This is a genomic window from Pseudophaeobacter sp., assembly GCF_039971195.1.
In the GTDB taxonomy this organism is placed as follows: domain Bacteria; phylum Pseudomonadota; class Alphaproteobacteria; order Rhodobacterales; family Rhodobacteraceae; genus Pseudophaeobacter.
Genome location: NZ_JBDWPJ010000220.1, coordinates 1 through 13,137, shown reverse-complemented (window position 1 = coordinate 13,137; position 13,137 = coordinate 1). Strand labels below are relative to the sequence as shown.

General features: G+C 62.0%; 14 protein-coding genes. 8 read left to right on the top strand and 6 right to left on the bottom strand.

Annotation, left to right across the window (positions count from 1 at the left end; translation table 11 throughout):
* Positions 1–412, top strand: a 412-nt coding sequence (locus ABJP42_RS19160) for a class I SAM-dependent methyltransferase (protein WP_348343294.1), incomplete at its 5' end; no start/stop codon positions are given.
* A 75-nt stretch (positions 413–487) separates the two neighbouring features.
* Here the strand turns inward: ABJP42_RS19160 and ABJP42_RS19155 are convergent.
* From ABJP42_RS19155 to fsa, 4 genes are all read right to left on the bottom strand, one after another.
* Positions 488–1,426 (bottom strand): tyrosine recombinase XerC, encoded by a 939-nt coding sequence (locus ABJP42_RS19155; protein ID WP_348343292.1) that lies wholly within the window; start codon positions 1,424–1,426, stop codon positions 488–490.
* Between the two features lie 79 nt (positions 1,427–1,505).
* Positions 1,506–2,216: a DUF484 family protein gene (locus ABJP42_RS19150; RefSeq protein WP_348343290.1), complete on the bottom strand. Its 711-nt coding sequence runs from the start codon at positions 2,214–2,216 to the stop codon at positions 1,506–1,508.
* Positions 2,217–2,625: 409 nt separating this feature from the next.
* A complete protein-coding gene (locus ABJP42_RS19145) occupies positions 2,626–3,159 on the bottom strand; it encodes a hypothetical protein (RefSeq protein ID WP_348343288.1) in 534 nt (177 codons plus the stop codon).
* 6 nt (positions 3,160–3,165) lie between these two features.
* Positions 3,166–3,819 carry a fructose-6-phosphate aldolase gene (gene fsa / locus ABJP42_RS19140; RefSeq protein WP_348343286.1) on the bottom strand — a complete coding sequence of 218 codons (654 nt, stop codon included), beginning with the start codon at positions 3,817–3,819 and terminating at the stop codon, positions 3,166–3,168.
* 97 nt (positions 3,820–3,916) lie between these two features.
* Here fsa and ABJP42_RS19135 point away from each other — a divergent pair, with 97 nt between their 5' ends.
* The gene (locus ABJP42_RS19135; RefSeq protein WP_348343284.1) at positions 3,917–6,112 is read left to right on the top strand and encodes a primosomal protein N'; all 2,196 of its coding nucleotides are present in this window, start codon (positions 3,917–3,919) and stop codon (positions 6,110–6,112) included.
* Positions 6,113–6,243: 131 nt separating this feature from the next.
* Here ABJP42_RS19135 and ABJP42_RS19130 read toward each other — a convergent pair whose 3' ends face one another.
* Positions 6,244–7,317 (bottom strand): YeeE/YedE family protein, encoded by a 1,074-nt coding sequence (locus tag ABJP42_RS19130; protein WP_348343282.1) that lies wholly within the window; start codon positions 7,315–7,317, stop codon positions 6,244–6,246.
* A 176-nt stretch (positions 7,318–7,493) separates the two neighbouring features.
* Here ABJP42_RS19130 and ABJP42_RS19125 point away from each other — a divergent pair, with 176 nt between their 5' ends.
* The 3 genes from ABJP42_RS19125 to ABJP42_RS19115 all read left to right on the top strand — a co-directional run bounded on the left by ABJP42_RS19125 (position 7,494) and on the right by ABJP42_RS19115 (position 10,158).
* Positions 7,494–8,729 (top strand): MFS transporter, encoded by a 1,236-nt coding sequence (locus tag ABJP42_RS19125; protein ID WP_348343280.1) that lies wholly within the window; start codon positions 7,494–7,496, stop codon positions 8,727–8,729.
* 107 nt (positions 8,730–8,836) lie between these two features.
* A complete protein-coding gene (locus tag ABJP42_RS19120) occupies positions 8,837–9,709 on the top strand; it encodes a 50S ribosomal protein L11 methyltransferase (RefSeq protein ID WP_348343278.1) in 873 nt (290 codons plus the stop codon).
* A gap of 104 nt (positions 9,710–9,813) precedes the next feature.
* On the top strand, positions 9,814–10,158 hold the full coding sequence (locus tag ABJP42_RS19115) for a hypothetical protein (protein WP_348343276.1): 345 nt from the start codon (positions 9,814–9,816) through the stop codon (positions 10,156–10,158).
* A 172-nt stretch (positions 10,159–10,330) separates the two neighbouring features.
* On the opposite strand, the gene ABJP42_RS19110 is transcribed toward ABJP42_RS19115, so the two are convergent.
* Positions 10,331–10,549, bottom strand: a complete 219-nt coding sequence (locus tag ABJP42_RS19110) for a DUF1127 domain-containing protein (RefSeq protein ID WP_348343274.1) — start codon at positions 10,547–10,549, stop codon at positions 10,331–10,333.
* A gap of 358 nt (positions 10,550–10,907) precedes the next feature.
* On the opposite strand from ABJP42_RS19110, the gene ruvC reads away from it, so the two are divergent.
* The 3 genes from ruvC to ruvB all read left to right on the top strand — a co-directional run.
* On the top strand, positions 10,908–11,405 hold the full coding sequence (gene ruvC / locus ABJP42_RS19105; RefSeq protein ID WP_348343272.1) for a crossover junction endodeoxyribonuclease RuvC: 498 nt from the start codon (positions 10,908–10,910) through the stop codon (positions 11,403–11,405).
* Positions 11,402–12,094 (top strand): Holliday junction branch migration protein RuvA, encoded by a 693-nt coding sequence (ruvA, locus tag ABJP42_RS19100; RefSeq protein ID WP_348343270.1) that lies wholly within the window; start codon positions 11,402–11,404, stop codon positions 12,092–12,094. The genes ruvC and ruvA overlap by 4 nt, the downstream gene beginning before the upstream one ends.
* A gap of 150 nt (positions 12,095–12,244) precedes the next feature.
* Positions 12,245–13,137: Holliday junction branch migration DNA helicase RuvB (gene ruvB, locus ABJP42_RS19095; protein ID WP_348343268.1), on the top strand; the 893-nt coding region annotated here is incomplete at its 3' end.

Below are 13,137 nucleotides of genomic sequence, written 5' to 3'. Positions count from 1 at the left end.
AGTGCTGGACGTCTCGCAAAAGGCCCTGACCCTGTCGCGGCTCAGGCTGGGGGCAGAAGGCGACCGGGTGGCCTGGATCGCGGCGGATATCACCCAGTGGCAACCGCGCCGAGAATGGGACATCTGGCACGACCGGGCGGTGTTTCACTTTCTCACCACGCCTGAAGATCGTCAGAGCTATCTGCGGGCGCTGCGCGCCGGGGTTGGGCCTGGTGGGTTTGTGATTCTGGCCAGTTTTGCCCCCAATGGCCCTGAGCGCTGCAGTGGCCTTCCGGTACAGCGCTATGCGGTCGCGGAGCTGCAGGCGGAGCTGGGGGAGGATTTTGACCTGATGCACAGCTGGGCAGAGGGCCACGCCACCCCGGATGGCGAGATGCAGGCCTTTACTTGGTGTCTGTTTCAGCGCGTCTGAGCCTCTTGGGGAACGACGAATTTGTTCAGGCTGCGCCCGTCTAAATCGCAAGGGGCGCTGATCAGGGCTCGTGGCTCAGGCCTTGGGGTGGCTGCGATTGTACACGGCCATCAGATGGGCGGTGTCCACTGCCGTATAGGCCTGGGTGGTCGACAGCGAGGCATGGCCCAAAAGCTCCTGGATTGACCGCAGATCGCCGCCAGCCTCCAGCAGATGGGTGGCAAAACTATGCCGCAGGGCATGCGGTGTGGCGCTGGCGGGCAGCCCCAGCTGGGCCCGTACCTGTGCCATGACACCCTGGATCTGGCGCGGGTTCAGCGCCCCGCCTCGCACCCCGCGAAACAGGGGTTTGTCATCTTCCTGTGGATGGGGCGACAGGGCGAGATAGCGCTGCACCGCGTCGCGGGCCGCCGGGATCACCGGCACCAGCCGCTCTTTGCCGCCCTTGCCGAGGATGCGCAGGCTGGCGGGCAGGGGGGCTGCCTTGCCAGTGAGCCCCAGGGCCTCGGAAATGCGCAGCCCGCAGCCATAGAGCAGCGTTACCACGGCTACATCGCGCGCCGAGACCCAATCGGTGGTGGATTGCAACTCGACCGTTTCAATGACCGCGCGGGCGGCTTCTTCACCTAAGGGGCGGGGCAGTTTCTTTTGAAACTTTGGTGCGCGGGCAGCCAGAACGGCTGTGGGCTCAAAACTCTCGCGCTCTGCCAGCCAGCGATAAAAACTTTTGACCGCAGAGAGTTTGCGCGCCAGCGAGCGTGGACCGGTGCCGGAGTTTCGCTCCTGCGCCATCCAGGAACGCATGTCAGAGGTGGTGATCCGCGCCAGGGCGCCGAGCCCCTGTGGCGCGCCACTATGCCGGGTCATAAAGGCAAGGAAGCCCGTGAGATCGCCCTGATAGGCAGTGATGGTATTTCTGGCGGCCCCGTCCAGAGCGCTGAGCCCCTGCAGCCAGAGCTGCAGGGCGTCCCGACAGGCGGGTGAGATCAATGTGCTGTCAGCGGATAGGCTCATGTGGATCTGGCGGGCTGTAGGCCGCAGGCAAGTCTTGGCTCGATCCGCAGCAGCTGGTGCCGGGACAGAGCCGCGCCGGTCATGACAGCCAGCGGCACATGGCGCGTTCAAAAACCCCGGCAAAGAAGGTCAAAAGGTCGGTGCCATGCTGCGGGGTGAATTGATGCGGGTCCTCAGACCCCAGTACCAGCAGCCCGGGCAGGCGGCCTTCGCCCAGGTCCAGCCGCAGGCAGGCCTCGGAGCGGATCCATTCGGCCTTGTCGCCATAGATCTTCTCGGTGCCGCCCTGCAATTGGCGCAGGGTGACCTGACGGGCAGGGCCGCCCCGGTGATTGTCGGCGTAGCTATCGATAAAGCCGGGATCGGCAACTTTCAGCACCTCTCCCATGCGGGCGGCGGCGGCACCACCGTCGTTCTGAACCGTCTCCAGCACCAAGGAGACGCAATCAACCCGCATGATTTCGGCGAGGTCGCCGTTCAGTGCCTGCAGGAAGCCAGTGAAATCCACCGGATCCAGTAAGCGCAGAATGGCGCGGTGGATCTGATTCGTGCCGGCGAGGTTCTCATAGGCGGCGGCGATCACTGAGCGATGGGTGTCTTCCAGCTTATCCAGCCGCGCTTCCATGCGCTCCATGGCAATGCCGCGCAGGTCAACGATATTGGAACCCATGGCGCGTTCATTGGCGGAAACCAGGGCGTTCATCAGCCCCAGATCATCCAGGATCGCGTCTGGTTTTGCGAGAATCGCCTCCCGGAGGGGGGTGTCGAGTTTGGCGGTGCTGCTGCTCATTCTTGAACCTCTGTTGGGCTTTCAGCCCGGTGTATAACACGGGATTTCATTTCTGGTGGCGAAAAGTTTCCGGGGGGCAGGAAAAGGCCTAAAACCGGAGCTGCCTTTGTGGAAGCGCGCGCTCCCGCCCGGGGCGGTGGGATCAGAGATCCTCGCCCCCGTTGGGCCGGGCGCCGGGCCCTGCCCGGCGCAAAAGGAAGAAAGAAAAGGAAAGAGGCTGAGAAGCGGTTCAGGGGCAGATCTGCCCCTAAACGCGCCCTACCAATTCTGCACAAGGATGTGCAGCCTCAAGGGCAAGCCGCGCCTTTGGCGCGGGTGCAAGCGTCCCTTGATCCGGCAAATCCCGAACTGGGAGAAACGCAGCGCTGTGCCCAAAATTCTGCTTGGAGGCCGCAATGGATCACCTCCGTCAGCTCTCATCTGCGGCGGGGACTGGGTTCAGCGGAGGTCGAAAGCTTTTGGGAGTGGGGACAGGTGTTTTGAACTGCTGGAGCAGGCCCTGAAGGGGGGGCTGATGTGTGCGCCAGATCTTGTCCAGGTTTCTGGCCTCGCCGGAGCGAGAGAATTTCACCCTGTTGGCGTAGCTGAACAGGCTCCAGCCGCGAAGAGTGTCGCGGATATCCAGTTGGTGCCAGGGGAGCGACTGGGTGACAGTGGTCCAATCCCCCGGTTCAGAGATACTGGCGAACCGTTCAGAGGCATCTCTGCACCAATAGTGGGTTGCAATGAGGCCAAGCTGGTGAGCTGATGAGATATAGTAGACCCGCAGCTGTCGCAACCCGTCCGGCTGAAGTCCAAGGGTGAACACGGCCTCATAGGACTGGTTGTAGGGATCCCACCCGGGCAGATAGACCGGATGGGGGGTGTAGCCGTGTTGCTTAAGCGTGGCCCCAAGGTGCTGGTGCCACCAGTTCCAGACTTTTTTGTGCTGGAGCTTTGCCATAGGCGGCTACAGGATCTTGATGTCTGCGGCTTTGATATCGTCCAGGAAGGTGGCCAGGCCTTTGTCGGTCAGCGGGTGGTTGGCCAGGGATTTGATCACGGCGGGGGGCGCGGTGATCACATCGGCGCCGATCAGGGCGCTGTCGAGGATATGGTTGGCCGAGCGGATCGAGGCGGCGAGGATCTCGGTGTCGAAGCCGTAGTTGTCATAGATCTGGCGGATGTCGTTGATCAGTTCCATGCCGTCGAGGTTGATATCATCCAGGCGGCCAATGAAGGGCGAGATGAAAGTGGCACCGGCCTTGGCGGCGATCAGCGCCTGATTGGCGGAGAAGCAGAGCGTCACATTGACCATATGGCCATCTTCGGAGAGGGTCTTACAGGCCTTGAGGCCATCCCAGGTCAGCGGCACTTTGACGGCGATGTTTCCGGCGATCTCGACCAGTTTGCGGCCCTCGGCGATCATTGTCTCGGCATCGGTGGCGGTAACCTCAGCGGAAACCGGGCCAGTGACCATGGCGCAGATCTCTTTGGTGACCTCAATGATGTCGCGCCCGGATTTCTTGATCAGCGAGGGGTTGGTGGTCACACCATCGACCATGCCAAGGTCGTTGAGCTCGGCGATGGCGTCGATTTCGGCGGTATCTACAAAGAATTTCATCGGCGGGGATCCTTTTGGGAAAGTTTGGCCTTGATTGCGCTAGCCTTTAGCGCATGGCGCGGGCATTAAAAAGCCCCGAGGTTTGGAGGCGGCACAGGTGAGCGGGCAGGAATTTTTCCATCAGGGCGACAGGGTCGCGGTTCTGACCGCGCAACCTCTTGATCGGCTTTTGGATTATCGCGCGCCCGAGGGCGGCTGTTTTCGCGGTGCCTATGTGGAGGTGCCACTGGGGCCGCGCAAAGTTCTGGGGGTGATCTGGGGTGCCGGGGGTGGCGATTTTGATTCGGCTAAGCTGCGCTCTGTCGGGCGGGTGCTGGATGTGGCGCCGATGCGTGAGGAAATGCGCCAGTTTCTGGGCAAGGCGGCTGATTACACCCTGACGCCGATGCATGCGATGCTGCGGCTGGCCACCCGGGCACCTGGCCTGTCGGACCCGCCCTCGATGCGCAAAGTGCTGCGGCTGGGCGAGCGGGAGTCGGACCGGATGACCCCGGCGCGCTCCAAGGTGCTGGCAGTGATGGAAGAATTCAGCGCCATGGCGTTTACCCCCAAGGAGCTGGCCGATATGGCCGGGGTGACGCCCTCGGTGGTCAAGGGCCTGGTGGGGCAGGGGGCCCTGCGCGAAGAGGAAACGCCGCGCGATCAGCCCTATCCGGTGCTGGACCCTGATCGCCCCAGCAAAGATCTGACGCCGGACCAAAGGGCTGCGGCTGCGGCTTTAGCTCTGGGCGTTGACAGCGGCAGCTATGGCACCACCTTGCTGAAAGGCGTGACGGGATCGGGCAAGACCGAGGTCTATCTGGAGGCGGTGGCCGCCTGTCTGCGTAAGGGGCGGCAGGCGCTGGTCCTGCTGCCGGAGATTGCCCTGACGGCGGAGTTTTTGAAACGGGTGGAGCAGCGCTTTGGCGCGACCCCGGCCGAATGGCACTCTGGCGCCAGCATGACCGAACGCCGAAGGGTCTGGCGGATGCTGGGGCAGGGCAATGCGCAGCTGGTGATCGGAGCGCGCTCAGCGCTGATGTTGCCGTTTCGCGATCTCGGCCTGATCATTGTCGATGAGGAACATGACACCGCCTACAAACAGGAAGAGGGCGTCTTGTACAATGCCCGCGACATGGCGGTGCTGCGGGCGGCGATGTGCTCGGCGCAGGTGGTGCTGGCCTCGGCCACGCCTTCGCTGGAGACCTGGGCCAATGCCGAGGTGGGCAAGTATAAGCGCGTCGATCTGACGGCGCGTTTTGGCGCGGCGGTGCTGCCGGAAATGAAGGCGGTGGATATGCGGGCCGAGGAGCTGGCGCCCTCGACCTGGATCTCCCCGACCCTCAAAGAGGCGATGAGCCTGCGGATGCAGCGCGGCGAGCAATCGCTGTTGTTCCTTAATCGGCGCGGCTTTGCTCCGGTGACGATCTGCCGGGCCTGCGGCGCCCAGGTCGCCTGTGACAATTGCGATGCCCGCATGGTGGAACACCGGTTTATGAAGCGGCTGATGTGCCATCAGTGCGGTGAGACAAAACCGGTGCCCGAAGTCTGCCCCTCCTGTCAGGTTGAAGGCAAGATGGCCCCGGTGGGGCCCGGCATTGAACGGCTGGGAGAAGAGGCCGCAGCCCTGTTTCCCGAGGCGCGGATTGCGGTGCTAAGTTCCGATCTGTTTGGTTCGGCCCGGGCGCTGAAGGCGCGCATTGAAGAGATTGCCGCCGGTGAGGCGGATATTATCCTTGGCACCCAGCTGGTCGCTAAGGGGCATAATTTCCCACTGCTCACGCTTGTAGGCGTGATTGATGCGGATCTAGGCCTGCAGGGATCAGACCTGCGCGCAGGTGAGCGGACCTTTCAGTTGATGCGCCAGGTGGCCGGGCGGGCGGGCCGGGCAGAGCGGCCTGGCGAGGCTTTGATGCAGACCTTCCAGCCAGAGCATCCTGTCATTCGCGCCATCCTCACCGGTGACGAAGAGGAATTCTGGCGCGCCGAAGCAGCGCAGCGGCAAGAGGCCGGGGTGCCGCCCTATGGTCGGATGGCGGGGATTATCCTGTCGGGAACGGATTTGGCGCAGGTCTTTGATCTGGGCAATGCCTTGGCGCGCAATGATGGCCCCCTGCGTCAGGCAGGCGCGCAGCTTTTTGGCCCGGCGCCGGCGCCGATTGCGCGGGTACGTGGGCGCCACCGGGTGCGGCTGCTGGTGAAGGCTGCCAAGGGGGTTGCCCTGCAGGAAGCCCTGAGCCGCTGGGTGCAGCCCTTCCGCATGAAGGGGGATCTGCGGCTCAGCATTGATATTGATCCGCAGAATTTCTTTTGAAGGCCGGACGGGTCAAGGACGGGACAAGAGCGCAGGCTGGGTGGTCGGGCAGGCGGTGTGCAATTGAATATTTATAGAATGGTGATGTCCAAAATGGGGCGTCCAACCTTCTGGCCGGATCACTTGTCGGGTTAGAGGGCGCCTGCGAGTGATTTTTGATCCACCAGCATGTCCGTCGCCATGGCACCGACCCACATGCAGAACAGCGCCAGCCAGGCGGTGCCGGTGAAGATGGAGCCGCCGGTGACACCGGCGCCAATAGCGCAGCCGCCTGCCAGCATGCCGCCAAATCCCATGAGCACCGCGCCGATCATGGCCTTGCGCATGGTCGCGGCATCATCAAAGGCCTGCAGCTTCATCTCTCCCGCCGCCCAGGCCGCCAGCATGGCGCCAATGAAGACGCCAGGGACCAGGCCAATGTCGAATTCCAAGATGGCGTTGCGATCTAGGAAGAACATCAGCGTATGGGCCGAGGGGCCGGTGAAAGTGGCGCTTTCGATCTGCACCGGGTCAAAGGCCACCTGGCTGAGCCCATAGGTGAGCACCCAGCCTAAGGCCACCGCAAAGCCAACCCCTGATGCAAAGACCAGTCGCGCCGCGCCAATTTTGCTGCGCCGGGCCAGGATGAGTGCCAGGAGGGCAATCGCCAGTCCCAGTGCCAAGCCACCCCAGTTGGGCAGGCCTGCTTCGACCAGCAGATCCATATTGCGCCCGCCGGAGGTGACCCAGAGTCCGGCTAATTTATCCCTGAGTGGTGACAGCATGCCAGAGAGGCTCATCTGCGCTACCACAGCAAAGATCAGGCCAGAGACCACCGAACGCAGATTGCCGGTGGCGGCCAGCACCAGCAGGCGGCCCGAGCAGCCGCGTGCCAGCACCATGCCAGCACCAAAGATCAAACCGCCAATGATCGCCCCGGACCAGCTGCCGGGCACCGCCATCATCCGCGCGTCGGCGCTGCGCATCAGCCCCAGGAGTTCAGCCCCCTGCACCCAGACCACAGCGGTGGAAAAGGTGAGCAACCAGACCGCCATCCGATCGCCGATGCCGCCGCGGGCAAATTCCACCGTGGCAGCGCGCAGGCAGAATTGCGAACGCTGGGCGGCGATGCCGAAAGTAACACCAGTCAACAGGCCAAAAAGCGCCGCCAATGGCGCCTCGCCCAGGCGCTCGGCCAGGGTTTCAATCAGCGTAAGCAAATACACGGCTGGGATCCCTTCGAATCTAATTCAATAAATCATATATGTGAAGCCTTGACGGGTAACCTTGATGCAGATCAGTCCGGCCCATGGGGACAGAGCTTCTGTGCGGCGGTGCGGAGATCCATGTGCGCAGAGCCTTTGCGCTCGCGCTGGCTGCAAAAGAGGCGTAGAGGGCAGGTATGTTCAATCCTCTTTCCCTAGATGCGGCCCGTCATCTGCCGCTGTGGCGCCGCCCGACGACATTGCTGTTTGTGATGGCGATCTGCATGCCGATTGCCTTCAACGCCTGGTTTGCCCTGCTCAACAATTTTGTCATCGAAGTGGCGGCGTTTGACGGCGCTGATATTGGCCTGCTGCATACGGTGCGCGAAATCCCCGGCTTTCTGGCGGTTGGGGTGATTGCCATCATCCTGTTTATGCGCGAGCAGGTGCTGGGGCTGGTGTCGCTGATGATGCTGGGCATTGCCACCATGCTGACCGCCTGGTTCCCGTCCTTGGGCGGGATCCTGATGATCACCCTGCTGAGCTCAATCGGGTTTCATTACTACGAGACGGTGAACCAGTCGCTGCAGTTGCAATGGCTGCCCAAGGACCGCGCGCCGCAGATGCTGGGCTGGCTGATTGCCACCGGATCGGCGGCCACCTTTGTGGTCTATGGCCTTATCGTGCTGCTGTGGGAGAATTTTGATCTCAGCTATAATATGGTCTTTATGGCGGCCGGCGGGGTGACCACGCTGATCGCCCTGTTCTGTTTGCTGGCCTATCCGCAGTTTGACTCGCCGACGCCGCAAAACAAAAAACTGATCCTGCGCCGTCGCTATTGGCTCTATTACCTGCTGCAGTTCATGGCAGGCGCACGGCGGCAGATCTTTGTGGTCTTTGCCGGTTTCATGATGGTGGAGCGTTTTGGTTTTGACGTGCACGAAGTGACGGGGCTGTTCCTGATCAATCTGGTGATCAATATTCTGGTGGCGCCCTTGCTGGGCCGTTTTGTGGCCTATTTTGGCGAGCGGCGGACCCTGATCATCGAATACACAGGCCTGGCGCTGGTCTTTGCGCTTTATGGCGGCATCTATTGGTTTGGCTGGGGCGTGCTGCTGGCCTCGGTGCTTTATGTGGTGGATCATGTGCTCTTTGCCCTGGCCTTGGCGTTGAAGACCTATTTCCAGAAGATCGCCGATCCGGCGGATATTGCCCCCACAGCGGCGGTGGCCTTTACCATCAACCATATCGCGGCGGTGTTCCTGCCGGTCTTGCTGGGGCTGTTGTGGGTGGTCTCGCCGTCGATGGTTTTTGCGCTGGCAGCAACCATGGCCTTGGTGTCGCTGGGGCTGTCCTGCCTGATCCCGCGTCACCCGGAGCCGGGCAACGAGACCATCTTTGCCAAGTTCCGCAGCCGTGCCGCTGCCGAATAGGCGGGACGGCCTTTAAATCAAAGGTGGTTTGCGGACAAACCGGGCTCTGCCCTTGACCTCTGGCCGCCATGGGCCTAGGCGCGGGGCACCCCAGCTGGAGATCTGACATGCCGACCTTTACCGCCCTGACCACCCTGCCTGGCAAACCCCAAGCCGAGGCGCTGGGCGAAGCCATGGAGAACCTGCTGCCAGAACCCACCGGCGTTGGCGTGTTTGAAGTCGAGGATGGCTCTGGCCTCTGGGAAGTTGGCGGCTATTTCACCGAGGCACCGGATCAGGCCGGTCTTGCGCTTTTGGCGACGCTGCACGGTGCCAAGGAATTCGCCGTCTCGGAATTGCCGGAAACCGATTGGGTGGCCCATGTGCGCCGCGAGCTGGCGCCGGTGGAGGCGGGGCGGTTCTATGTCTATGGCAGCCATGATGCCGAGACCGTGCCCGAGGGTCGCATCCCGCTGCTGATCGAGGCCGCCATGGCCTTTGGCACCGGGCACCATGGCACCACGCTGGGCTGCCTCAAGGCGCTGGACCATCTGATCAGCGAGGGCTTCGTTGGCGCCAAGGTTGCGGATATTGGCTGCGGCACAGCCGTTCTGGCGATGGCAGCCGCGCGAGTCTGGGACGGCGTGTTTGTCGCCAGCGATATTGATGAGGTTGCGGTGGAGGTAGCCGAGGCCAATCTCAAGGCCAATGGTATGGAAGGCGCGGTGACCTGTCTGGAGGCGGCTGGCTTTGATCATCCCGGCCTCAAGGCGGCGGCGCCCTATGATCTGATCTTTGCCAATATCCTCAAAGGTCCGCTGGTAGCCCTGTCGCCGGATCTGAGCGCCAATCTGCGCCCGGGAGGATTCGCTATCCTCTCAGGCATCCTGAACGAGCAGGCCGATAGCGTCATCGAGGTTTATGCCGAGAATGGAACCAATCTTGTGCGACGCGATGTGATTGGTGAATGGACGACGCTCCTATTGCAGCGAAACGCTTGATTTGAGGCGGTTTTAAAGCAGATTTTAGACATCTGCCTTGGAATTGCCACATTTGAACGCTAAAAAAACTTATCCGCTGGTGGGGGCCAGTTCGGGGCAAAGTTATGAGTGTTCAACATCAGGAATTTCGTGGCCGTGTGGCCAAGCTGCAAACCAAACATGCCGCATTTTCGCAGGGCTATTCAGCCCGCGTGCAATCCGATGGGCTGATTGTTGTCGAGCCCCGCAGGGTGCGCTCGCGCGTTTCCGGCCGGGTCTTTGTGATGATCCTTGGGGCCTTCCTGCTGTTCAAGGCCTTCCTGATGGCAGCGCTTGGATTTGACAGCTACGACGAGCGGGTCGCCAGGCTGGAGGCCGGTACCAGCGTTGAAAAGCTGGGCGCCATCGTGATGCAGGCTGACCCGGCTTCGACCTGGGCAGCTGAACAGATTGGACCCATTCTGCGATAGATCGATAGATGCCTCCTGTTCCCAGGGGACAGGCGGTGAAAAAGCGGCCAGTCTGACAGGGCGGCGCAGAAGAATAGCTCCATAGAAAACGCCGCGGCCAGATGGGCACGCGGCGTTTTTTGTGGCTGCACTCCGGGGAGGGCGGGGTGCAACCAGAATACCTAGTCTGGCTTTAGAAGACCGATTTGCCAGCAGCGATGTCATCGATGTCGCCACGGCACAGGCCGATATCTGCCAATTCGCGGTCGCTCAGAGAGGAGAGCGAGTTCTTGGTCGACCGGGCGTCGTTCCAAGAGATCACAGCCGCTGCTGCCGATACAAAATGGGTGCCGATACGGCCAAACAGGCCGGTGGAGCCATAGGTGGTGCGGGTGGTGTCAAATGCAGCCATATCTTCATCCTTTATGTCTGAGTGAACGTCAAAGCAGCACCTCTGTGGTGATGCGATTTTTGGCATTTAGGGCTGAAATCTTGGCGGCACAAGCGTTGAAAATGCATGTGTCATATGCACAGTGTGCATAGCTCTTGGTCATAAAAATAAGGCTGAATTGCATCTATTAACCTGGCGTCAAGAAATGTCGCGACACCCCTGGAAAACGGTCGGTTTTAGAACAGGATTTGCAGGAATTGCCGCAGCTTTGCCAAAGTTTGATCGCGGGCGCGCATCGGGAAAGCATTTGGACATGTTCGCCTTTTGTGCTAGTTGGTGAAAAAACACCACCAACACGCGGGCAGGGGCCGGGCAGAACATGCGCATATTGGGAATTGATCCGGGGCTTCGCAACCTTGGGTGGGGGGTGATCGAATCACAGGGCAGTCGGCTCAGCCATGTGGCCAATGGGGTCTGTACTTCGGATGGCGACGATCTGGGCGAGCGGCTGTTGTCGCTGCACAATCAGGTCACCGAGGTGATCGAGGCCTATGCGCCAACCCAGGCGGCGATCGAACAGACCTTTGTCAACAAGGATGGTGTGGCGACCCTGAAACTGGGGCAGGCCCGTGGAGTGGCCCTGCTGACCCTGGCCAAGGCCGGCTTACCGACAGGGGAATATGCCCCCAACCGGGTGAAAAAGACCGTTGTCGGTGTTGGCCATGCCAGCAAGGAGCAGATCATCCATATGGTCAAACTGCAGCTGCCGGGCTGTTCTCCTAAGGGGGCGGATGCGGCAGATGCGCTGGCGATTGCCATTTGCCATGCCTATTACGGTGGCACCCAACAAAGACAGTTGAAAGAGGTGCGGGCATGATTGGCAAACTGACAGGCCGGGTGGATTACCGCGCGGCGGATCATGTTCTGATCGATGTGCGCGGCGTGGGCTATTTGGTCTACTGCTCAGAGCGCACCATGATGACCCTTCCAGGCGTGGGCGAGCCAGTGGCGCTTTATACCGATATGGTGGTGCGTGAAGACCTGATGCAGCTCTTTGGCTTCACTTCGCTGGTGGAAAAGGAATGGCACCGCCTGCTGACCTCGGTGCAGGGGGTGGGGGCCAAGGTTTCCCTGGCGATCCTGGGCACCCTGGGACCCGATGGCGTGAGCCGCGCCATTGCCCTGGGCGATTGGGGCAGCGTCAAGGCGGCCAAGGGGGTTGGCCCCAAGACGGCGCAACGCATTGTGCTGGACCTCAAGGATAAGGCCCCCGGCGTTATGGCCATGGGTGGCAGCCTGCCCGAGGCCATGGAAGGTGCTGATCTGGACGCAGTGGTAGAGCCGGTGGAACCCGCGCCAGCGAAAAAGCCTGGGCGCAAAGCCGCGGCCAGGAAACCCTCGGGCGCGGCGGCGGCCTCGGCTGGGGCGCTCTCGGCGCTAGGGAACCTCGGCTATAGCCCTTCTGATGCAGCCTCGGCAGTGGCAGAGGCGGCTGGAGAAAACCCGGAGGCAGACGAGTCGGCGCTGATCCGCGCCGCCCTGCGCCTGCTGGCGCCAAAGGGGTGAACGAGATGATGCGGGGTATTTTGCAAGGACTGGGTCCGGCCGCGGGCGGAAACGAAGTGCCCGCCCATGGGGGCGGCCGGGCACTGTCCGGCCAAGGGGCCGGACTCGTTGTCAGGCGGCGGGCCAAGATTGATGACCAAAGGGGTTCAAATGATTGACGCTGACCCGGCGCTCCGACCGGAGCCAATTCCCGAGGATACTGCCGGCGATACCGATCGCGCCCTGCGGCCGCAGGGGATTTCTGAGTTCATTGGCCAGGCCGAGGCCCGTGCCAATTTTCGGATCTTTATTGAGAGCGCCCGCCGCCGCGGCGAGGCAATGGATCATACTTTGTTTCACGGCCCGCCTGGCCTGGGCAAGACCACCCTGGCGCAGATTGTGGCGCGCGAATTGGGGGTGAATTTCCGCATGACCTCGGGGCCGGTGCTGGCCAAGGCCGGGGATCTGGCGGCGATCCTGACCAATCTGGAGGCGCGCGATGTCTTGTTCATCGATGAGATCCACCGGCTGAACCCGGTGGTGGAAGAGATCCTGTACCCTGCGCTGGAAGATTTTGAACTGGATCTGGTGATTGGCGAAGGGCCTGCTGCCCGCACCGTGCGCATAGAACTGCAGCCCTTTACCCTGGTGGGGGCGACCACCCGCATGGGGCTGCTGACCACGCCGCTGCGCGACCGGTTTGGCATTCCCACCCGGTTGCAATTCTACACGGTGGAAGAGCTGTTTGAGATTGTCCGGCGCAATGCCCGCAAACTGGGCACCCCGGCAGATGACGATGGCGCCCGCGAGATCGCGCGGCGCGCCCGCGGCACCCCAAGGATCGCCGGACGGCTCTTGCGCCGCGTGGTGGACTTTGCGGTTGTGGAGGGCGATGGCCGCATCACCCAGGCCCTGGCGGATGGGGCGCTGACCCGGCTGGGGGTGGATCATCTGGGGCTGGACGGTGCTGACCGGCGCTATCTGCGGCTCATCGCGGAGAACTACAGCGGTGGCCCGGTGGGGATCGAGACACTCTCGGCGGCGCTGAGCGAAAGCCGCGGTTC